Source organism: Clostridium sp. D53t1_180928_C8 (genome assembly GCF_015667795.1).
Classification (GTDB): Bacteria; Bacillota; Clostridia; order Clostridiales; family Clostridiaceae; genus Clostridium.
The window spans coordinates 1-23,148 of record NZ_JADPEL010000029.1 but is presented as its reverse complement, the minus strand read 5'-3'; the positions used below and the strand labels follow the sequence as shown (position 1 = coordinate 23,148).

Here is a 23,148-nt window from a genome sequence, read left to right as displayed (position 1 = left end):
TTAAAATTAAACGCTTTTAATTTTTAATGAATAATGAAACAACTTTATTCACTTAAAGTTGTATTCTTTATGTAACTTCAAGTGAACAGTTTTTAGGTGTAGTTATTATTTAAATGAACAATAAAAATTGGTGAACTAACTGCAGTTTTGTTTTCATCTTGGAGAATTCTGATTACATACCAGGTTTCAGAATTTAAGCTTTGATGTTCATATATATATTTAATACTATTTAAATTAATATCTTCAATTTTTTTTATTATTGCACCACCATTTGATATTATTTGAATTTCTTTTATTTTATATCTAATATCTTCAGTAAAAATAGAAAATTTTATTTTTGAAGAATAGATAGATAAGGTATCTCCCATAAAGGTTTCATCTATGGAAAAATGTAATTTTAAAAATCGTGATTCAGTTGAATAAGTTCTATGACTTCTAAAAGCATCTATTAATGAATTTCTAGATAAATCATTTGCAATATAGGCTGTTAAATTATCGGATTGATCAAAATTAATTCTATGATTATCCTGACCATTAACAGCACCTAGTTTCCAACCTTTATCTAATAATTGATAATAGTATTTTTCGTGTTTAGTATATTTACTTGCAGGATTACCATTATATACTTCTATGGATGTAATAATTTTGTTAAAAACTTCATTATATTGTATTTTACCGATTTCTTTATGGGGATGATTAATGATTATAAAAGCTTGATGATTATTAAGCATCCATAAAGTTAATAATCTTAAATCTTTTACAGCCCCAGTAAAAAAATTACTAGGATTTATTACATTAAAATCACCAAAAGAAATAGTTCTACATTCAAATCCTACAATTGGTAAAAAATCCTCTTCGTTTTTTCGTATCTTGTTAGAAAAATAATTTGTTGCTTCCCATTTTGTAAATGAACGTTCTTTAACAATAGTTTTATTCGCAAGAAAATCATTATGATCGGTTACAAATAGAAAATCTAGACCACATTTTATAGCAAATTCATATAAATCTAAAGGAGTTCCTTTTCCGGTTGAATAGCTTGAATGACAATGTGGAATGCCATAATAATATTTTAATTTATTCTGATCAAAGATTACTTTGTTTTTATGTTTACTTTTACTTTTACTCACAAATTCGCCTCTTAAAATTATTCACTATTAATATATAGTATTAAAGACATTAAAATAATGACAATAATTATAAAGGGTGATAAAATAAAGTGAAACTTTTATGGTAAAATAAAAAAATAAGGGAGTTCTAATATGATGGTTATGGAATTTGAGGGAGTTTCTCCAAAGATAGATGAAAATACATATATTTCAGAAAGTGTTGATATAATAGGAAAAGTTGAAGTTTTAGAAAATGCAAACATATGGTTTGGAACTAGGCTTAGAGGAGATATGAATAATATTATTATTGGTAGAAATACTAATATTCAAGAAAATTCAGTTGTACATGTTGATAGTAATTCACCATGTATAATAGGTAACAATGTAACAATAGGTCATGGTGCAATAATACATGGATGTAATATTGCAGATAATGTACTTGTTGGAATGGGGTCAATAATATTAAATAATGCTAAAATTGGGAATAATACTATTATAGGGGCAGGAAGTTTAATTACTCAAGGAAAAGAATTTCCAGGGGGAGTTCTTATTTTAGGAAATCCAGCAAAGATTGTAAGAGAACTAACAAAAGCAGAAATTGAAAGTATTCAGTATTCTGCAGATAACTATGTTAGATTAAGTAAAAAATATAAAAAGTAGGAGGAAATATGTTAAGAATAGGAGAATACAATACGTTAGTAGTAGATAGAGAAAAGGATTTTGGGTTTTACCTAGTTGATAAACAAAGTAAGGAAGATGTACTACTTCCAAAGTCATTAGCAGAGGGGATGGGAGTAGAAGTTGGTAAGGAAATAGAAGTATTTATATATAGAGATTCTAAAGATAGACCAATAGCTACTTTTAAAAAGCCTTTAGCAACAGTAGGTGATGTAGCATATTTAAAGGTAGTTCATCAAGGAGAGTTTGGCGCATTTATAGATTTTGGATTAGATAGAGATATTTTTGTGCCTTTAAAAGAGCAAAGATATAAATTACATACAGGAAAGAAATATTTATTTTACATATATGTAGATAAAACAGGAAGATTAGCAGCAACTACTGAAGTAGAGCCCTATATAGAAATAGCTGAAGAAGGTACTTTTAAAGTTGGAGATGAAGTAACTGCAATGGTATTTTCAAAGACTCCATCAGGAACTTTAAATGTTGCAATTGATGCTAAATATAGAGGGTTAGTATTACCAAATGAATATTATAATGAAGTTCATCCTGGTTATGAAATGCAATTAAGAGTTAAGAGACTTTATGAAGATGGCGTAATAGGATTAACTCCAAGAAAAACTAGATTAAGTGAAAGAGATGAGCTTCAAGATAGAATAGTAACTTATATGAGAAAAAATGGTGGATTTATGGAATTTAACGATAAATCTAATCCAGAAGATATAAAAGCTGTTTTTGGAACTAGTAAGAATTACTTTAAGATGGCTTTAGGTGGACTTATGAAAGCTGGTAAAATTACTCAAGACAAAGAAGGAAGCAGACTTTTATAATATAAAACTAAAAATAATAAATTTTTAAAAGTTGTGGTATACCACAGCTTTTTTTTGTAGGAAACAATTTGGAAACAAGTAAATTATATTATGTAATAAGTAGGGTGTATTATTAAATTAGAAAAATTAATTTATATTAAGTATAAGAATTAGAGGTTATTATGTTTAAAAAGTTAATGTTAAGTGAAAAAGATTATGAGTATTTAACTAAAGGGATAGCTTTTGGTGTAGGGATTGGTGTTATAGTTGGAATAATTTTTAATGATATTAATTTCTTCTTTGCATTAGGAGGGGTAATTGGAATTGTTATTGCTAGTATTTATTCTTTAATTAAAAAAGTAAGGGAGAGTATATGAGAAAGATTATATATGTTTTATTATTAGTTATAGTTACTTTTATTGGATGTATAGAACAGGATAAGACAATAGTAGTAGACGATAATGTGTTAATGGAGGAAATTAAGAATTCTAAAAAAATAAAAAGTGAAAATATAGATATAGAAGTAGAAGAAGGATTTAAATTTGAACCACGTTTTTTTTATGAAGATAAGATTTATGGTGTTTTACAATCTAAGGATATAGATAATGAAGAAAACTATATTGTATATTACTCAAAAGAAGAAGGATTGGTTAAAGTAAGGGAAATAGAAATGTGGGAGGTTTATAGTAATAGTGGAGAGAAAAATAGAAGAACTTTAACTAGTAATATTAAAAATTCTGGTTCAACATATCTCATTAAAGATAGTGTAACTGGAGAAGTAAAGGAACTTCCAAAAGTAAAAATTGAGTTTTTAAGTAATCCGGAAAAAGTTAGAGTAACAGAAGATAAGGATAATTCTATTGGAGATGGGTATTATGCTGAGTATATTGATAGAAAATATTATGGTAATGAAAAAGCATGGAAAAGTGATCAATACTATTCGGTTGTAGGAAGTGATAATTATTTTTATAGAGTAGTAGCAAATTTTATTTATGATGAGAATGATGAAAAGTTAGAGTTTTCTTATAGAAATTTATATGGAAAGTTTGATACAAGTAATTTCAAAAGTTATTCTACAGCAATGGTTTTATATGACTATGAAGAAGATAAAGCAATAACATTAGAGGATAATTATAGCGGGAAATTTCCTTTGATTACAAAAGTAATGTATTCAAAAAATAATAATAAGTTTTATGCTTTTGGTGGAGAAAAAGAAAATGAAATTTATGAAATACAAATATATGGTGATAAATATAGTATAAATCATTTATATACAATTGATTTAGGAGAAAGAGTGACTGAAACTTGGTTTAGTAAAGTACTAGGCAATAGTATTCTATTAGGTACATTTATTACTGAAGAAATAGATACTAGTGAAATAGAAAATAAAAATAATTATTCAGTAGATGTTATTCAAAAGGAAAAGAATACTATGTTATTTGATATAGAAAGTAAAAAGATTAATGTTTTTAATGAAGATGAAGAGTTCAATTATATATCAAACACTAATTCAAATAAGTATTTAATACTTAAAGAATGTAATGATGAAGGTATTATAACTAAGGTGCTTTTAGGAAAAGTAAAAGATAATAAAATAGAATACGTATATGAATTTAAGAATTATCCGTGGATTGTTGTATTTGATGATGAAGAAAAAAGAATGCTTATTCAATATTTTGATGATAATGGTAAAGTGAAGCATGAATTATTTTATTTAGATATTGAATGATAAATTTATATGATAAAATTATTTTAAGATAGTAATTTTCATTGGAGTGGGGGACTAATTGGTTATATGGAGAAAAAGAGAATATTAGTAGTTGAAGATGAAATTTCAATAAATGATATATTAACATTTGCATTAAGAAAAGAAGGATATGAGGTAAGAGGGGTATATAAAGGACAAGATGCAATAAATATTATTGAAATATTTAAGCCGGATTTAGTTCTTTTAGATATTATGCTTCCAGATAAAGATGGATTTCAAATATGTAGGGAAATTTGTAATAAAGCATTTGTAATAATGTTAACAGCGAGAAATGATGTTATAGATAAAATTCTCGGTATTGAAATAGGAGCAGATGATTATATTACAAAGCCTTTTGAAATTAGAGAAGTAACAGCAAGAATAAAAAGCATATTTAGAAGAGTTAGCAAAAATAATAATATTATGTCTAATATTACCCAGGAAATTTTAGATAAAGGATTATATATAAATTTAAATGATAGAAAAGTATATAAAGATGGAATTGAAATTGAATTAAAAAAGAAGGAGTTTGACTTACTAAGTTTTTTATATAGAAATAAAAATATAGTATTTTCAAGAGAAGAATTATTGGACAAGGTGTGGGGAGATGAATATGATGGTGATTTAAGAACTGTTGATGTTCATATTAGAAGGATAAGATCTAAACTTGGGGAGGAGAAAAACAGCACAGTACTAGAAACGGTATTTGGTGTTGGTTATGTAATGAGGTAATAAAATGCTTAATACTATTAGAGGAAAAGTTACATTATGGTCAATTCTTATAGTTGGAATATTAAATGTTTTTCTTAGTATTTATATTTATATTATAATAAATAATAACTTAGAAAAATCTATACAGTCTAATATGGAAACTATAAGGTTTATGGCAAGAAACTTTTCTATTCTTCAAGGTGATGTTAGTGGAAGTGAATTAGAGTTAGAAGAGGGAGCAAAGAATATTGTTGATGGATTATATAATATGTTTGGTGAATATATTGCCATAGCTTTAGAGGATAATAAAATCGTAAAAAGTAGAGGGAATTTAATAAATGAAAAAAAGGTAAATTCAATTTTAAAAAAAAGTCAAAATAAAAAATCTTTGCTTATGATTACAAAGATAGATAAATCTTATATTGCTACTTATAATTATCCAATATATATTGAGGAAAGTTATTATGGAAATATTATTGTTCAAAAGGATTATTTTAATGAATATAGAGAAAATATAAAAATATTAACAACTATCTTTGTTGGACAATTTGTTATTTTAATAATGCTTATAATTGCAATAGGTGCTATTGTTAAAAAGTTTACTAACCCTTTAAATAAATTATCAGATGCAATTGAAACCTTTGGAAAGGGAGAAGTACTGGAAGATGTTAAAATTGAAGGTAAAGATGAAGTTTCAGTTTTGGCAACTAATTTTAATTTTATGAAAAATGAAATAAAGGATCAGATGGAAATTATAATAGAAGAAAGGAATAAAAGTAGGGAATTCTTTAACAATGCTACTCATGAGCTTAAAACACCAATAACAGCTATAAGCGGTTATGCACAATTATTATACGGTGAAAATATTTTAGAAATGGATGAGGAATTTAGAAATAGAGCATTAGAAAGAATGCTTAAGGAAAGCAATAAATTAAATTCATTGGTGAAGAATATTCTTGAAATTTCTAGAGGAGAAGTAAAGAAAAGCTTAATTAAAGAAGAATTTGATTTAGCAGAGATAAGTAGTAAAAAAATAAGAGATATTAATGTTAGATTACTTAAATCTAATATTAAGGTAAAATATAATATACAAAGTGCAAAAGTAAAATGTAATAAAGAAGAAATTAATACTATATTAATTAATCTTTTAGATAATGCAATTAAATATAATGCTGGAGACTATATAAATATAGATGTATATTGTGAGGAAAATAAGAGTGTTTTTAAAATTACAAATGAAATTTATAATATACCAGAAAAAATAAGGGGAAGTCTATTAGAGCCATTCGTTAAACATAGTGATGATAGTATATTAGAAAAAGAAGGTATAACCAGCTCGGGGTTAGGACTTTATATATGCAATAAATTAGCTGAGGAGAATAGTTCTGAAATAGAATATAGTATAGAAGCAAATATTATAGAGTTTAAGTTAATAATTCCTAAAATCGATTAAATTGGTTTTAGGAATTATTTTTATGTGCAATATATAGAGAAAAGATGTTAAGATATAAATGTGAGGTAAAAATTTACAAAAAATTAACTTAAAATAAATATAAATATAATAATATATTAGTAGATTTATATTTGGAGGGCTTAATGAAAAATAAATATATGATAGTAATATCTTTTGATGCTGTTTCTTGTGAAGATCTAGAGGTGTTGAGAAAGCTACCTAATTTCTCAAAAATTATAAAAGAAGGTGCATTAATTAAAAATGTTGATAGCATTTATCCTTCTTTAACATATCCTGCACATGCAACTATTGTAACAGGAAGGTATCCTAAAAATCATGGAATTATAAATAATACGGTTATAGATCTTAAACATGATGATCCTAATTGGTATTGGTATAGCAAGTCAATTAAAGGAGACACAATTTATGATGTAGCAGAAAAACAGGGGTTAAAAACATGTTCTATTTTATGGCCTGTAAGTGGAAGAAGTAAAATCACTTATAATATGCCAGAAATTTGTTGCACTAGGAATTATGATAATCAAATTTTAAAATCAGCAATGGCAGGAAGTTTAATTTATCAAATTAAGATGAATAAAAGATTTGGATATTTAAGAAATGGTATTCAGCAACCTTATTTAGATAATTTTGCAGTTGAGGTAGCAAAAAAAACAATTAGAGAGAAGAAGCCTAATTTATTATTGTTACATTTAGTAGATGTAGATAGTCAAAAGCATAACTACGGAACTAAAAGTAGTAAGGTTATTAAAGCTTTAGAAAGGCATGATAAAAGATTAGGTGAAATAATAGAAGTATTAAAATTTACAGGAATTTATAATGATTCAACAATAATAGCATTAGGGGATCATTCACAGTTAGATGTTAAAAGTGCTGTTAAATTGAACTCAATATTATACAAAAATAATATTATAAAGCTTAAAAATAATAAAATAAAAAGTTATAAGGCAGTGGCAAAAAGCTGTGATGGAAGTTCATATATTTATTTGAAAGATAAAAATGATAATGATACTAAAAGAAAAATAAAAGAATTACTTAATGAATTAAAAAGTGAGGTAGATAGTCCTATAGAAGAAATTTACGAAGAAAAAGATATAAGTGATTTAGGAGCGGATACTGAAGCTGATTTCATGGTAGAGGCAAGGGAAGGCTACTATTTTATAGATGAAATTATAGGTGAAACTATAGAAGAAGTATCAGATATTGATGAGTGCAAAATAAAGCATAAAATAAAAGGAGCACATGGATATTTACCATGTAGAAAAAATTATAAAACATTTTTTATTGCTGTAGGTAAGGGTATAAAAAGAGGGATAGTATTAGAAAGTGGAAAATTAATAAATCATGGACCAACAATAGCTAAACTTATGGACTTGAAGTTAGATAAGATGGATGGAGAGGTAGAAGAAAGAATATTAAATATTTAGGGGGAAGCGGATGGGGAAAATAAGTAAAGGTGAAAAGAGTTGGATTTTATATGACTGGGCAAATTCTGCATATTCAATGACAATTACTTCAACTATATTACCTATATATTTTAAAATGGTTGCAGAACAAGGAGGGATGAAGTCATCAACTTCTACAGCACTGTGGGGCTATACTATATCTATAGCAACATTTATAGTAGCTATGATTGCACCTATATTAGGAAATATTGCTGACTATAAAGGAAATAAGAAGAGGCTATTTAATTTATTTTTTATATTAGGATTAGTTTCTACAATGTTTTTGATATTTGTACCTGCAGATGAACCAGTATTTTTATTGATAGTATATACTTTAAGTACAATAGGCTTCTGTGGAGCAAATGTTTTTTATGATGCTTTTTTAGTAGATGTTACTACTGAAGATAGAATGGATTACGTATCTTCTATGGGATATGGTATGGGATATATAGGTAGCACTATTCCTTTTATTATTTGTATTGTTGTAGTTCTATTATCTCAAAATGGAATTATACAAATAAGTGTGCCATTAGCATGTAAAATTACATTTTTAATTACTGCTTTATGGTGGGGAGGATTTACAATTCCTTTATTAAAGAATGTTAATCAAAAATATTATGTTGAAAAGCAAAGCCATATAATAAAAAACTCTTTTAAGGATTTACTTAATACATTAAAAAATATAAAGAAGGATAGAGCTATATTGTTATTTTTAACTGCATATTTCTTTTATATAGATGGTGTACATACTATAATTGGTATGGCAACTTCATATGGAACAGATTTAGGAATATCAATGACAGCATTACTTGTAATATTACTTTTAACACAATTTGTTGCTTTCCCTTTTACAATTATTTATGGAAAGCTTTCAGAAAAGTATGGTGGTAAAAAGTTAATATTATTTGGAATAGTAACATATGCATTAATTTGCTGTTATGGGTATTTTATTAAAACTACAGTAGATTTTTGGATACTAGCAATGTTAGTTGGATCAGCGCAAGGTGGTATACAAGCTATTTCAAGATCATATTTTGCAAAACTTGTTCCAAAGGAGAAATCGGCAGAGTATTTTGGATTTTATAGTATTTTTGGAAAATTTGCAGCAGTTTTAGGACCATTCTTAGTTGGAGTTGTAACTCAAATGACAGGAAAGACCAATAACGGAATTATAAGCTTAATAATATTATTCATTATTGGTGGGCTTATTATGATTAGGGTTCCGGACTTAGATAAGAAAATAGTAGTTGAAGACAATAAAAGTGCCAACTAAAGTTTAAATGCCGTGATGCCGAAAATTAATGATATAACCTCCATTAAGTAATATAATTTCGTTAAGAATTTATATTATTATTTCCATAAAACTAGCTAAAGCTTCGAAGCTCCTAATGGTCGCCTTAGCTGCTTAACGCTAGTTTTACGGAATCAATTATATAAATTCAAGGCGAAAATTTCACCGCTTACCGGAAAAGTAATATTACATTTTTCGTTCTCGCTGTAGTTCGCAATTTATTTTATAAGTTCGTAGATTTTAGTTAGTTCGAAATCCATAATTGAATATGTGCTTTTAAGTTCTCCTTTAATTTCAGGTGAAAGATTTGAATGTAGATATAAAGAATCTAAACCAACTTTTGAAGCACCTTCAATATCGCATAGGTAGTCATTACCAATCATAATACTATTTTTTACATCTAAATTATGTTTATTTATTAGAGTATTATAAAATTTCATATCTGGTTTACATACTTTATAATCAGCAGAAAAGAAAATATCATCAAAATATTTTTCAATTCCTAATAATTTCATTTCATAAAGAGTAAATATCCTCTGTGCATTAGATAGTAAATAAATTTTCTTACCTTTTTTCTTTAATAATTCTAATAGTTCAAGTACATTGTCATATAATTTTATATATTTTATAGATAAAGTTCTGAAAAGATGAGCAGTATCAGTTATTAGATCATTAGAAGGTATAACTCCTTTATTTGTATAAAGTGTAGAAAAGATAGATTCAAGTGGAAAGTCAGGATAAGATGTATTATCTAAATTAGATAAAGTTAGATTAACTAAGGCTTTATATGAGTCCTTAAGTTCAGTAGCATCGTATATAGCGCCTTTAAAAGAATAGAATAAAGATAGCTTGGACCAAAATTCTATACTTTCTTCATCTGTATTAATATCAACAAGTGTTCCATATAAATCAAAAATATAATTAGTATACATAAATTCTCCTTATGGTTTATAAAATTTTTTTTTATTATAACATTATGATTATAAAAATGAAATAGGAGGTTTGTACAAAAAATATTTGTTAATAAAATAAATTTTTAAAGGGATGTGCATTAAAAATGACACATCCCTAATATATTGAGAGGAAAATGAGATAGCTAAATTAATTGGTTTTAAGCATATATTCAGTGTATGGAATATCTAATTCTGTAGAACTTATTATTTTTATATTATATGATTTATTTACTTTGCTTAAAATAGATTTTACATCATCAGATATACTTCCTGTAGTTATAATTATTCCATTATTTATATTATCTGAAATCATAGCACCTAATAATTTTTCAATATGAAAAGGTGATATGGAGTCATTAATAGAATATCTTTTACATTTGATATAAAACTTCTGAGAATCTTTTTCACAAATAATATCTTTTCCGCCATCTAGGCCTAAAGGAAGAATAATGATATTAGAGAATCCTAGGGTTGATAAATATTCACTACACCAAATTTCAAATTCATGAGGGGTTAACCTATGAACTAAATTGTATAGTTGAGTATCGCTCTTAAAGTTTTTATATGATTTATAATATGTAATAATTTTTTTTGTTAATTTTCCTATCAAAGGGGCAAATAAAATTATTATGAAATAACTATATATTGTATTTAATTTCATTCATTAAACCTTCTTTCATAATATAATAATTATGATTTCTTATTGATTTTGTAAGTTCATAACCATCAATAAGCTTAATTTCTATTCCAAGATTTTGATTGTTAAAATCGTTAATGAATTCTATGGCTTTATCAGAAAAGGTACTATTAGTAATAAGAATTCCCTTTTTACAATCATTAATAATTATTCTACCTAAAAAGCTTTGCACATCAGATCTATCAGTTAACTCCCATCTATCTTCATCTTTTGGAGTTTTGCCTAGTAAATCATTTTGAATACAACTTACAAATATATCTTCATTGTTTAGTAAGGATTTAAAATTCGTTAAACTACTATTTCCAGTAGGAAGTAGTGTAATTTCTTTAAAACCTAATATATTAAGATAAATATTTATAATTTTTATAAATGTATCATAGTTATTTTTTTGCAAATCTTTTATTGATAGTACTCCTGTTTTAATTTGTTTTTCAATTTCTTTTTTATTTAAAGCAAGAGTAGCTTTCTCTACATATGAAATTAAAAATTTTAATGAAAAAAGCAATAATATAATAAGTGGTAAAAATTTAATAAATCCCATTAAAATCACCTCATTTCAATTATTAACAAGAATTGTATTATATATACATTAGATAGAAAATAAATTTTAGCAAAAAATATAAATAAATTTGTAATAAAAAAGAAAATAATGTTTAAAATTAGGTTAAAAAATATTATAATTAATAGTAATAAGTAAATTCATTAAAAATTAAGTGTTAATTGGAGGTAAAGATGGGGATGGTAACAAGATGTTCAATTATTATTTATGATGATTTTGGTAATGTGTTAATTGCAGAAAGAGGAAAAAGAAATGAAAGAAAATGGGGCATATTTGGAAAAGAAATAAAAGGAAAAGAAACAGAAGAAAGGTGCATATGTAAAGCCATTGATAAAGATATTAAATGTACAGTATTTGATTTAAAGCCTTTTAATGAGTATAGTTTAGACGGTGAAGAAAAACTAAAAGTATTTACAGGTAGTGTAAAGGAATATATAACATGTCATAAAAATATAAATAGTATAAAATGGATTGGGAAAAGAAACATTGAAGACTATAATTTTAGTGATGAAGATAAGATGATATTAAAAGATTATTTTAAAATTTAATATAGATAATATTACAAAAGCTAATGATGAACTAAAGGGGATAGTTAATGCTTTATAGAGTGATTATAAAAAGAGAAACAGCAAAGTATTTCATAGGTAAATCATATGATAACAAAAGATATAAGATTCGAAAAAATAGATACAGCAATAAATTAAGAGTAGGTAGTGATTCGTATTTTTATGCTAGGAAAGAAGAAAATTTTCTATGTACTATTTTAATTCCAATTTCTGATGAAGAAGCTGGAGTATTAGATATTCATAGTTGTGTTGAAGGTGTATAGTCAGTTGTTAAGGCGAAAGAAGAACAAGGAGGATATTCTTGTTCTTCTTTTCTATGTATAAAATAAAAAGGAGAGATTTAATGATTAGAAAGTTTATTTCATATTATAAGCCCTATAGAGGGTTATTTTTTGCAGATTTATTAGTTGCTACTATAGCAACATTATGTAATTTAATATATCCAATGATGACAAGAACTTTAGTTAATGACGCTATTCCTAATAAACAGATAAAAGTTATAGGAATATTTGCAATTGTTTTAATGATATTATATTTGATTAAGGCTGGATGTTGCTATTTTATGCAATATTTTGGACACCTTGTTGGAGTTAGAATGCAAGGTGATATGAGAAGAGATATGTTTGAGCATCTTGAAAAACTTCCAAATTCATATTTTGATAATACAAAGACTGGAGATTTAATGAGTAGAATGATAAATGATTTAATGGAGGTATCAGAACTTGCTCATCATGGACCAGAGGATTTATTTATTTCAATAATAATGTTTTTAGGATCATTTATAATATTATCTACTATAAATTTACCTCTTACAATTTTAATATTTGCGTTTGTTCCTTTCATAGTAATATTTACTCTTAATAAAAGAAAAAAAATGAATAAATCTTTTATGGAAACTAGAGTACACACATCTGCAATAAATTCAACATTAGAAAATTCAATTTCGGGAATAAGAATATCAAAAGCATTTGTTGCAGAAGAGTATGAAAATGAAAAATTTAATAAAGGCAATAATAAGTTTAAAGAAGTAAGAAAAAAGGCTTATAAAGTTATGGCAGAGTATTTTGCTGGTGTCAACTTTGGTGTAGATATATTAGATTATGTTGTATTAATAGCAGGTGGAATTTTTACATATTATAATGCTATTAATTTAGGAGATTTTTTGGCTTATATGTTATATGTTAAATTATTTACAGAGCCAATTAAAAAGCTTATTAATTTTGTAGAGCAATATCAAAATGGAATGACTGGATTTAAAAGATTTATTGAAATTATGGATATTGAAGAAGAGAAAGAAAAAGATACAGCAGTGAATTTATCGAAAGTCAAAGGAAGTATAGAATTTGAAAATGTAAGTTTCAGTTATGAAAATGAAGAAATATTAGATAAAATTTCATTATCTATAGAAAAGGGAAAAATGTTAGCTTTAGTTGGTCCATCAGGTGGAGGTAAAACAACATTTTGTAATTTAATACCTCGATTTTATGATGTTGATAAAGGTGATATAAAAATAGATGGAAAGAGTATATATGATATTAAGTTAGATTCTTTAAGAAAAAATATTGGTATAGTCCAACAGGAAGTATTTTTATATACTGGCACTATAAAAGAAAATATAAAATATGGAAAACAAAATGCTAGTGATGAGGAAGTTATTGAAGCTGCAAAGAAGGCAAATATTCACGAATTTATAATGGGATTAAAAGATGGATATGATACTTATATTGGAGAGCGTGGAATAAAATTATCAGGAGGTCAAAAGCAAAGAATATCAATTGCTAGAGTATTTCTAAAAAATCCACCAATTTTAATATTAGATGAAGCAACATCAGCATTAGATAATGTAACTGAATATTTAATTCAAAAATCATTAGAAGAGCTTTGTAAGGATAGGACAACTATAGTTGTTGCTCATAGATTATCTACAATAAAAAATGCAGATGAAATAATAGTATTAACTGATAAAGGAATAGAAGAAAGAGGAAATCATAAAGAACTTATAGAGAGGGGTGGAATTTATAATAAATTAAACAGGTATGCAAAGGTTAATTAGGTAACTTTATCACAGAATTTTTAGGTTAAAAAAGGGTAAACTAAATATAAGGATAAAATTATTGACTAATAATCATTATCGCTGTACAATAAAACAAATAATATTTATAACCCCCTAAGGGGGTATAGGAGGAATTGTAATGGTTAAACATTTAAAAGAAAATGAATTTAATTCAGAAGTTATTGATTTTGATGGTATTAGTGTAGTAGATTTCTGGGCTGAATGGTGTGGTCCTTGTAAGATGATAGGGCCTATATATGAAGAAGTTGCAGGAGAATTAACAAATGCTAAATTTACAAAGGTTAATGTAGATGAATGTCCTAATTTAGCAGGAAAATTTAGAGTTGCAAGTATACCAACAATAATGGTATTTAAAAATGGAGCACCAGTAGATACATTAGTTGGATTTATGCCAAAGCCTCAATTAAAAGAAGCTATAGAAAAGCACTTATAATAGGAGAATACTATGGAAAGATATGATTTAGCCATAGTAGGTAGCGGTCCAGCAGGTTTATCAGCTGCGCTAAATGCAAAGATAAGAAATAAAAAATTTATTATTTTTGGAAGTAAGGATTTAAGCAATAAAATAATAAAAGCTCCTAAAATAAATAATTATTTAGGTTTTTATGGAATGAATGGAGCACAAATAAAAGATAAATTTGCAGAGCATATAGATAATATGGGGATAGAAATTACAGAGGAAAGAATTAATAATATCTATGCTATGGGTGATTACTTCACTTTAATGGTAAATGATAAAATGTATGAAGCCACAGCTGTAATTTTAGCTACTGGAATGGAATATACTAAACCTCTTAAAGGGGAAATTGAATTGCTAGGTAGAGGTGTAGGCTATTGTGCAACTTGTGATGCGCCTCTTTACAGAGGAAAAACAGTTTCTATTATAGGATATAATAAAGAAGCTGAAGAAGAAGCTAATTATGTAAGTGAGCTTGCAGGAAAAGTCTATTATGTACCTATGTATAAAGGTGAATATGAAATAAGTGAAAATATAGAAATTGTTGATAAGAAACCATTAGAGATTATTGGAGAAAATAAAGTTTCATCATTAAAGCTTGATGGTTTAGATTTAGAAACAGATGGAGTATTTGTTCTTAAAGATAGTATTTCACCAGGACAATTAGTTCCAGGGCTTGAAATTGTTGATGGTCATATCAATGTTGACAGAGAAATGAAAAGTAATATTCCTGGATGCTTTGCAGCAGGAGATTGTGTTGGTAAGCCATATCAATATATTAAGTCAGCTGGAGAAGGAAATATAGCTGCATTAAGTGCTGTAAGATATATAGATATAATGAAAAATAAATAGTTTTTAAAGTAAGACATGTTGATATAAAAATTAACATGTCTTATTTTTAATTTTAAGTATTGTCAAGACTTGATTTAAGAATAAATACAAGTTATCATTAATTAGCACTAAAGATGAAGGATAGGTGAAGTATGTTGTTAGTTGTTGGTGGAATGATAGGATTAGGTAAAAGTTCAGTAGCTAAAATTCTAGGGGAACATTTCAATTCAGAAGTTTTTTATGAAAGTGTAGATGATAATCCACTTTTACCATTATTTTATAGTGAATCAGAAGAGGAAATACAAAGAAAAAGATATCCTTTCTTATTACAACTATATTTTTTAAATACTAGATTTAAGAGTATTAAAGAAGCATTAGTTAATGATAATAATGTTTTAGATAGATCAATATATGAGGATTGGTATTTTGCTAAGAAAAATATGGAACTAGGTAGAATATCAGATTTAGAGATGAACATATATGAAAATTTATTAGGTAATATGATGGAAGAGTTAGAAGAGCTTCCTAAGAAAGCTCCTGATATTATGATATACCTTAAAGGGTCTTTTGAAACTGTAATCAATAGAATTAATCTTAGAGGAAGAGAATTTGAAATTGATGATAGTTTAAAAGAATATTATAAATTCCTATGGGAAGGATATGATAATTGGGTTAATAATCATTATAATGCATCTGAGGTTTTAGTTATAGATATGAACGTTATGGATGTAGTTAATAATGAAGATGATAAGAAGAAGCTAATTTCTATGGTAGAAGAAAAATTAAAAGAAGTTAGAAGATAATAAAAATAGAGAAGTTAATATATAACATTAACTTCTCTATTTTTATTATTTATATTGAAGGAATTTACAGGAATATGTAGAATAAAAAGGTATAAGGGGAAGATAGGGAGGAGATAAAATGCAAGGAAAGACAAAAAAAATATTACTAGGAAGTATAGTTCTTTTAGTACTGATAATAGGAGTTGTATTATTTAATTTATATAATAATGGATTTAAATTTTATACATATACTACAGAAAACTATATAAAAGAACAAGTTGAAGGAATCATAAGTATGGATGATGGAAAAGCTTATAAGGGAAAGATTGAAGAATTAGCAGTTAAAGAAATCAATGGATCATATTTAGGATTTTTCTGTATTAAAGATGGTGAAGAAAATCAATGTGTTATTGCAAAATATAAGGAAAGTTTTGATTTAGGAAATCATAAGGTATTAAATTTAGATAAGATAATCAAAAGTGGTAATTCAGTAGCTATGTTAGATTTATCAGAGTCAAAGGAGAATGAGTTTGTTATATTAATTTCAACAGATAAGGATGTCTATGAAGGAATAAATATAGTTTCTTCAAATGGCGATGAGGTTTTGGAGAATATTGGATTAACGGATGAAGGTATAGATACATTTGGTGGAGAAGTTTTAAAAGATAATGTATACTTATTACAATATAATGGTGATGAACATAAAGAAATTGGAATAGAATTAGTAAAGAAGAGTGAAGAATAATCTTTCACTCTTCTTTTCAATTGAGATTATAAATAATTTATGAGAATTACTTAAATGAATTAAATGAAGCATCTGAAGGCATTCTCCAGTCACCACGAGGGCTAAGAGATATTGAACCAACTTTAGGTCCATCAGGCAACGCACTTCTCTTAAATTGTTGTGTAAAGAATCTATAAATAAATTTATCTAACCATTTTTCTATTTCCTTATTAGAATAATCATCTTTAAAAGCTGTTTGAGCTAAAAGTAATATTCTTTCTTTAGATGAACCATGTTTTATAAAATGATATAAGAAGAAATCGTGTAATTCGTATGGGCCTACAATATCTTCAGTTTTTTGAACAATATCACCTTTTTCGCCTTTTGGTAAAAGTTCAGGGCTAACAGGCGTATCTAAAATATCTAACAGTGTATGAGATACTTCTTGGTTAGATTCTTTTTCAGCAACATATTTTACTAAATATCTTACTAATGTTTTTGGAATTGAAGGATTAACTGAATACATACTCATATGATCACCATTGTAAGTACACCATCCAAGTGCTAATTCTGAAAGATCACCTGTACCTATTAATAATCCACCTTCCTTATTAGCTAAGTCCATAAGAATTTGAGTTCTTTCTCTAGCTTGAACATTTTCATAAGTTACATCATGTATATCTTTATCATGACCAATATCTTTAAAGTGTTGAAGTGCAGCATCAACTATATTTATTTCTCTTAAATCAGTACCTAGTTCATTACATAATGTTAAGGCATTATTATAAGTTCTATCTGTTGTTCCAAAGCCAGGCATTGTAATTGTTATAATATTTTTATTATCAATACCTAGTAGCTTAAATGTTTTAACTACAACTAAAAGAGCAAGAGTAGAGTCAAGACCGCCAGAAATACCTATAACAGCTTTTTTTAGGTTAGTATGCTCTAAACGCTTTGCAAGAGCAGAAGCTTGTATGTTGAATATTTCCTTACATCTTTCTTCTCTTTCGTGATCATTTGAAGGAACAAATGGATGCTTATCAATATATCTATCAAAGTTTGTAATTTTAGTACTATTAAAGTTAAAGTTTATATATTGTGCTTTAAAAGGCACTATTTGTGATGATGCTCTATAGCTTAAATTTTTTAATCTTTCAGAATTAAGCTTAAATACATCAATACAAGATGTTATAACATCATTTTCTCTTTGGAATCTATTATTTTCTTTTAGTATAGAGCCATTTTCACTAATTATTAAGTGACCACTAAATAATAAGTCTGTAGTAGATTCATGAACTCCTGCAGATGAATAAATATATGAAGACATACATCTAGCACTTTGATTAGAAACTAATGAAACTCTATAATCTTTTTTACTTACTAGTTCATTAGAAGCTGAAAGGTTACCAATGATGTTAGCACCTAATAATGAAAGATAAGAACTAGGAGGTATTGTAACCCAAAGGTCTTCACAAATTTCAATACCAAACTTATAATCACCAGCACAAAAAATTAAATTTGTTCCAAATGGAATATTTTCTTGGAATGATAGTGTTAAGCTTTCATCTATTAGCATAGCAGCTTCAGTAAACCATCTTTTTTCATAAAATTCACTATAGTTTGGAATATATGATTTTGGCACTATACCAAGAATCTTTCCATCAAAAATAATACATGCACAATTATATAGAACATTATTATGTACTAATGGACAACCAACAGCTATTAGCATGTCTTTGCTACGGCTTTCTTCACAAATTATTTTTAGGCCATCAATAGCTTTATTTAAAAGTGATGAAGTTAAAAATAAATCACCACAAGTATAAGAAGTAATCGATAGCTCTGGAAAAACTACAAATTTAACTTCTTGCTTATAAGATTCTTTTATACAAGAACATATATTTTCAACGTTATAAAGAACATCTGAAACTCTTGTTTTAGGACAAGCAGATCCTACTTTAATAAAATCCATAATATCATCTCCGTTACATTATATAAATTTAGTATTGTATTAGAAGGCTAATAAAATACATATAACTAAATAATAAAAGGAAAACCTTAGAAAATCAATGAATTTAGATAAAGAAAGAAGAATAAACTTTTTAAAAGGTATAAAATAACCTATTTAAATGTAAAAAATAACTTGCAAAATAATTATTCATATATTATAATAAGTTTATAGTTAGTGCTTGGTTATGAACATTTAAACTATAAAAAAAGAAATATATGGTATATAATTAAGCTATATAAGTTGTTAATGAGTAATTTTATTAATAGCTTAAAATAATATTGAAAGGGGGAAGAGTTAATGGTTGAGGTAATTATTTGGATTCTAGTTGCTATTTTTGTAATTGCTATTGATATTGTTACAAGTAGTTTTATATTTATGTGGTTCTCAATTGGAGCTTTAGTTGCTATAATACTTTCTTTATTAGGATTATCAGTTACATGGCAAATCATAGCATTTTTAGTTGTAGGTGTTGCAACCGTTTCTATTGGTTATCCTTGGGCAAAAAAGAAATTTAAAGCTGATGTAAATCAATTACCAACTATGGAACAAACATATATTGGTAAGGTGATGGTAGCAAATGAAGATATGGGGGAAACATCAAAGATAAAAGTAAGTGGTATTTATTGGACTGCTTATAATAAAGGGAAAGTTATTGAAAAAGGAAAAGAATATATCATTACAGGTATAGAAGGAAACAAATTAATTGTAAATTTAAAGGAGGATTAATATGTCAGGATTAATATTTTTAATAGCATTATTAGTTATTATTCTATTAGTGTTATTATCATCTATTAAAGTAGTAAATACAGGGTATTTATATGTGGTAGAAAGGTTAGGACAATTCCATAGAATTTTAGAGCCAGGTTGGCATTTTGTAATTCCAGGTGTAGACTTTGTAAGAAAAAAGGTATCAACTAAACAACAAATTTTAGACGTACCACCACAATCAGTTATTACTAAAGATAATGTTAAGATTTCTGTTGATAATGTTATTTTCTATAAGATGCTTAATGCAAAGGATGCAGTTTATAATATTGAAGATTATAAATCAGGTATAGTTTACTCTGCAACAACTAATATAAGAAATATTTTAGGTAATATGACACTTGATGAAGTACTAGCAGGAAGAGATAGTATTAATCAATCATTATTAGGTATTATTGATGAAGTAACAGATGCTTATGGTATTAAGGTACTATCAGTTGAAATTAAAAACATAATTCCACCAGCTGAAATACAACAAGCTATGGAAAAGCAAATGAAAGCTGAAAGAGATAAGAGAGCTACTATTTTAGTTGCAGAAGGTCAAAGACAATCTCAAATTGAAAAGGCTGAAGGTGAAAAGCGAGCTAAGATTCTTGAAGCTGAAGCAGAAAAAGAAGCTAATATTAGAAGAGCAGAAGGTTTAAAAGAATCTCAATTACTAGAAGCAGAAGGTAAAGCAAAGGCTATTGAACAAATAGCAATAGCAGAAGCAGAAGCTATTATGAAGGTTAACCAAGCTATAATAAATTCAGGTACTGATGAAAGAGTTATAGCACTTAAACAAGTTGAGGCGCTTAAAGAAATGGCTAATAACCCAGCTAATAAGCTTATTTTACCAAATGAAACATTATCATCACTTGGTAGCATAGCAGCTATTGGTGAAATGCTTAAAGGTAGTAAAGAATAAATAAAAAAATAAGATAATGCTAGAATATAGCATTATCTTATTTTTATTTATTCGCTTATTATTTTATAAAGTGAGTCATCTTTTGGTAAAATATTTTCTAATGAAGTATTAGTATATATATTTAATTCATGAAGAGCTCTTGTACAAGCTGTATAGAATAAATGTTTATCTTCATTAGATAAATAATTTTCACCATCGGCTAATATAACACCATCAAATTCTAGTCCTTTTGCTAAATAAGATGAAATTACATTAACTCCAATTTTAAATTCACATTTATCACTAATAATTAAGTTAACATTTGAATTTATTTCTTTTAAAGAGTAATATAAGTTTTCACATTTTTCTTTATTTTTACAAATAATAGCTATAGATTTAAAGCCTTTATTTTTCATTTCATTAATTTTTTCAGATATTTTTAAAGTTAAGTTTTCATTTACCATATAAATAGTAGGATTATCACCAATTCTATCAACAGCTTCTATAGGCTCATGAGTGTCTAATATATCTTTAGTAAAGTTTGTTATATTACCAGTTGAACGATAGCTCTTAGTTAATACTACAGTTTTAACATCATTAAATACATCAGTAATACTATTTCTACTTTTTACATTAGAATGTTTATCAATTCTTTGATTTAAATCACCAATAATAGTTAACGAAGCATTTGGGAATGATTTTTTAACTATTTCATAGAATAATGGGCTATAATCTTGACATTCATCTACAAGAACATGCTTCATATTACCATAGCTTCTAAAGCCTTCTAAAGCAGCTCTGATATAAATTATTGGTGTAATATCTTCATATTTAACTTCATTTTTATTTAAAGAATTTAATGTAATTTCTTTTATTGAAGTTAAATCTACATTAGTATATCTTTTTATATTATTCCAAAGTAATTTATATATAGCAACACTATCTAATGTGCTAAGCATAGCATCAACTTGAATATCAACTTGATTTTTACAGTAATCATAGAAAGTTTTTTTATCTTCTACATAATCAAAGTGTGAATTATCTTTTGATGATAAATATTTATTTTCTACTTGAGAGAATAAGCTTTGTTTAACAACTTCAATTCTATTTAAGAATGGAATATCTTTAAATCTTTCAAATATAGTTTTTTCAACAGATTTTCTACTTACTATTTGATTACCTTCAATTGTAATAGGTGTTACATTTGTTATAAGTCTTGGAATATCTACTATAAATTTATTTAAGGTATCCATAAAGTCTGTAGTATTTTTATATTCCATAGATTTACTTCTTAATTTAAACTCACTTTTATTAGTATGATTAGAATAAATATAGTCTAAATGGTCATTTTTATTTTCATATAAATAATTAGCTGGTAAGAATCTTTTTGAGTAAAGTTCGAAAGTAGTTTGACGAATATTACTTTCACCTAGTTCAGGCAATACATCAGAGATGTATTCAGCAAAAACTTCATTAGGGCTAAATATTAAAATGTTTTCTGCACTTAAATTTTTCCTATGCTTATATAAAAGGTAAGCAGATCTATGTAATGCGATAGAAGTTTTACCAGATCCAGCTGCACCTTGTATAAATAGTACTTTGCTATCATCACTTCTAATAATATCATTTTGTTCCTTTTGAATAGAAGCAACTATGTTTTTCATTTTATCTGTAGCATTACCACTTAACATTGAAGTTAAAGCTTCATCACAAAGACTCTCATTAGAATTATGCATAAATACTATTTCACCATTTCTAATATTATATTGTCTTGTAAATTCGATATGACCTTCTATTCTTCTAACTGGTGCATCATAATATGCAGGGCCAGCTTCGAAGTCATAAAACATATTAGCAACAGGTGAACGCCAATCAAATACAAAAATATCAAAATTATCTTCATCTTCTACTGTAGATAAACCAATATAAAAGCTTTCTGTTTCTTCTCCATCTTCTTTAAAGTCTAATCTTGCAAAGTATGGGTTTGAAAGTTGTTTTTCTAAAGTTCTAATTCTTGATATTTTCTTTGAATGTAGCTGTTCATTTAAAGCCACTTGTCCACAGTTTTCATTTATTTCAACTTCATCAAGTTCGTTTCTATTATCCCATAAAAACTTTCTATGCTTTATTATTTCTTTATCTTGTTCTTCGCTAGAAGCACCATAGCTTTTTAATAAATCATTTATCTTTTTTATTGTATTATCTAAATAAACTTTTTCATCAGATAGTTCTCTTCCGATTATCATTTCATCCTTCTCCTTAAAATAATAGTCATTAAATTTTAATTGTTATAAAAGAATGTGTCAAGTATAGAAGAGATAAAATTTAAAATATAAACTAAGAATAAAAGAAAATAAATAAGGATAAAATAATAATAACCTTTTAGGTTACGTAGGATTTATTGTCGCAAGATTATATCTTGCGGCGATTTTTTTGTATTTAGAATACCACAGGTTCGACCTGTGGTTCCGGAAAGCTTCTAGCGGTGAGTAGAAATAAAAAAACCTCCGTTGTAAAATTATAGTAGGTTTGCCGACCACAACTATAATACAAGGAGGTATCCAATATGGATAATAGTAGTTTAG

Annotated in this window: 23 protein-coding genes; 17 read left to right on the top strand and 6 right to left on the bottom strand. The window is 26.6% G+C overall.

The features are described from left to right. Positions 1–92: 92 nt before the first annotated feature. Entirely contained in the window at positions 93–1,127 is a 1,035-nt protein-coding gene (locus tag I4V51_RS14625) for a CehA/McbA family metallohydrolase (RefSeq protein ID WP_195989172.1), read from the bottom strand. A 135-nt stretch (positions 1,128–1,262) separates the two neighbouring features. Between I4V51_RS14625 and I4V51_RS14620 the strand changes: the two genes are divergently transcribed. The 8 genes from I4V51_RS14620 to I4V51_RS14585 all read left to right on the top strand — a co-directional run bounded on the left by I4V51_RS14620 (position 1,263) and on the right by I4V51_RS14585 (position 9,240). Further along, positions 1,263–1,766 (top strand): gamma carbonic anhydrase family protein, encoded by a 504-nt coding sequence (locus tag I4V51_RS14620; RefSeq protein ID WP_195989187.1) that lies wholly within the window; start codon positions 1,263–1,265, stop codon positions 1,764–1,766. An 8-nt stretch (positions 1,767–1,774) separates the two neighbouring features. Then, positions 1,775–2,614, top strand: a complete 840-nt coding sequence (locus I4V51_RS14615) for a S1-like domain-containing RNA-binding protein (protein ID WP_195989171.1) — start codon at positions 1,775–1,777, stop codon at positions 2,612–2,614. A 161-nt stretch (positions 2,615–2,775) separates the two neighbouring features. Beyond that, complete coding sequence (locus I4V51_RS14610) at positions 2,776–2,970, top strand: hypothetical protein (RefSeq protein WP_195989170.1); 195 nt, start codon at positions 2,776–2,778, stop codon at positions 2,968–2,970. Beyond that, positions 2,967–4,322: a hypothetical protein gene (locus I4V51_RS14605; protein ID WP_195989169.1), complete on the top strand. Its 1,356-nt coding sequence runs from the start codon at positions 2,967–2,969 to the stop codon at positions 4,320–4,322. The genes I4V51_RS14610 and I4V51_RS14605 overlap by 4 nt, the downstream gene beginning before the upstream one ends. A gap of 66 nt (positions 4,323–4,388) precedes the next feature. Next, the gene (locus I4V51_RS14600; protein ID WP_195989168.1) at positions 4,389–5,072 is read left to right on the top strand and encodes a response regulator transcription factor; all 684 of its coding nucleotides are present in this window, start codon (positions 4,389–4,391) and stop codon (positions 5,070–5,072) included. A 4-nt stretch (positions 5,073–5,076) separates the two neighbouring features. Further along, entirely contained in the window at positions 5,077–6,504 is a 1,428-nt protein-coding gene (locus I4V51_RS14595; protein ID WP_195989167.1) for a HAMP domain-containing sensor histidine kinase, read from the top strand. Positions 6,505–6,647: 143 nt separating this feature from the next. Next, on the top strand, positions 6,648–7,949 hold the full coding sequence (locus tag I4V51_RS14590) for an ectonucleotide pyrophosphatase/phosphodiesterase (RefSeq protein WP_195989166.1): 1,302 nt from the start codon (positions 6,648–6,650) through the stop codon (positions 7,947–7,949). A 10-nt stretch (positions 7,950–7,959) separates the two neighbouring features. Continuing rightward, on the top strand, positions 7,960–9,240 hold the full coding sequence (locus I4V51_RS14585) for an MFS transporter (RefSeq protein WP_195989165.1): 1,281 nt from the start codon (positions 7,960–7,962) through the stop codon (positions 9,238–9,240). Positions 9,241–9,476: 236 nt separating this feature from the next. Here the strand turns inward: I4V51_RS14585 and I4V51_RS14580 are convergent, their stop codons facing one another. From I4V51_RS14580 to I4V51_RS14570, 3 genes are all read right to left on the bottom strand, one after another. Then, complete coding sequence (locus tag I4V51_RS14580) at positions 9,477–10,190, bottom strand: HAD family hydrolase (protein WP_195989164.1); 714 nt, start codon at positions 10,188–10,190, stop codon at positions 9,477–9,479. Positions 10,191–10,359: 169 nt separating this feature from the next. Then, positions 10,360–10,872, bottom strand: a complete 513-nt coding sequence (locus I4V51_RS14575) for a restriction endonuclease (protein ID WP_195989163.1) — start codon at positions 10,870–10,872, stop codon at positions 10,360–10,362. After that, a complete protein-coding gene (locus I4V51_RS14570) occupies positions 10,850–11,449 on the bottom strand; it encodes a restriction endonuclease (RefSeq protein ID WP_195989162.1) in 600 nt (199 codons plus the stop codon). The genes I4V51_RS14575 and I4V51_RS14570 overlap by 23 nt, the downstream gene beginning before the upstream one ends. 191 nt (positions 11,450–11,640) lie before the next feature. On the opposite strand from I4V51_RS14570, the gene I4V51_RS14565 reads away from it, so the two are divergent. From I4V51_RS14565 to I4V51_RS14535, 7 genes are all read left to right on the top strand, one after another. Beyond that, complete coding sequence (locus I4V51_RS14565; protein ID WP_195989161.1) at positions 11,641–12,015, top strand: DNA mismatch repair protein MutT; 375 nt, start codon at positions 11,641–11,643, stop codon at positions 12,013–12,015. Positions 12,016–12,062: 47 nt separating this feature from the next. Continuing rightward, positions 12,063–12,296 (top strand): hypothetical protein, encoded by a 234-nt coding sequence (locus I4V51_RS14560; RefSeq protein ID WP_195989160.1) that lies wholly within the window; start codon positions 12,063–12,065, stop codon positions 12,294–12,296. A gap of 80 nt (positions 12,297–12,376) precedes the next feature. Continuing rightward, complete coding sequence (locus I4V51_RS14555) at positions 12,377–14,086, top strand: ABC transporter ATP-binding protein (RefSeq protein WP_195989159.1); 1,710 nt, start codon at positions 12,377–12,379, stop codon at positions 14,084–14,086. A gap of 139 nt (positions 14,087–14,225) precedes the next feature. Continuing rightward, a complete protein-coding gene (trxA, locus tag I4V51_RS14550) occupies positions 14,226–14,540 on the top strand; it encodes a thioredoxin (RefSeq protein ID WP_195989158.1) in 315 nt (104 codons plus the stop codon). A gap of 12 nt (positions 14,541–14,552) precedes the next feature. Continuing rightward, positions 14,553–15,416, top strand: coding sequence for an NAD(P)/FAD-dependent oxidoreductase (locus tag I4V51_RS14545; protein WP_195989157.1), 864 nt, complete (start codon positions 14,553–14,555; stop codon positions 15,414–15,416). Positions 15,417–15,547: 131 nt separating this feature from the next. Beyond that, a complete protein-coding gene (locus I4V51_RS14540) occupies positions 15,548–16,198 on the top strand; it encodes a deoxynucleoside kinase (protein WP_195989156.1) in 651 nt (216 codons plus the stop codon). Positions 16,199–16,316: 118 nt separating this feature from the next. Next, complete coding sequence (locus I4V51_RS14535; protein WP_195989155.1) at positions 16,317–16,922, top strand: hypothetical protein; 606 nt, start codon at positions 16,317–16,319, stop codon at positions 16,920–16,922. A gap of 46 nt (positions 16,923–16,968) precedes the next feature. Here I4V51_RS14535 and I4V51_RS14530 read toward each other — a convergent pair whose 3' ends face one another. Then, positions 16,969–18,873 (bottom strand): NAD(+) synthase, encoded by a 1,905-nt coding sequence (locus tag I4V51_RS14530; protein WP_195989154.1) that lies wholly within the window; start codon positions 18,871–18,873, stop codon positions 16,969–16,971. A 336-nt stretch (positions 18,874–19,209) separates the two neighbouring features. Between I4V51_RS14530 and I4V51_RS14525 the strand changes: the two genes are divergently transcribed. Further along, positions 19,210–19,638: an NfeD family protein gene (locus tag I4V51_RS14525; RefSeq protein WP_195989153.1), complete on the top strand. Its 429-nt coding sequence runs from the start codon at positions 19,210–19,212 to the stop codon at positions 19,636–19,638. Position 19,639: 1 nt separating this feature from the next. Beyond that, positions 19,640–20,584, top strand: a complete 945-nt coding sequence (locus I4V51_RS14520) for an SPFH domain-containing protein (RefSeq protein ID WP_195989152.1) — start codon at positions 19,640–19,642, stop codon at positions 20,582–20,584. 47 nt (positions 20,585–20,631) lie between these two features. On the opposite strand, the gene I4V51_RS14515 is transcribed toward I4V51_RS14520, so the two are convergent. Continuing rightward, entirely contained in the window at positions 20,632–22,809 is a 2,178-nt protein-coding gene (locus tag I4V51_RS14515; RefSeq protein ID WP_195989151.1) for a UvrD-helicase domain-containing protein, read from the bottom strand. Between the last annotated feature and the right edge of the window lie 339 nt (positions 22,810–23,148).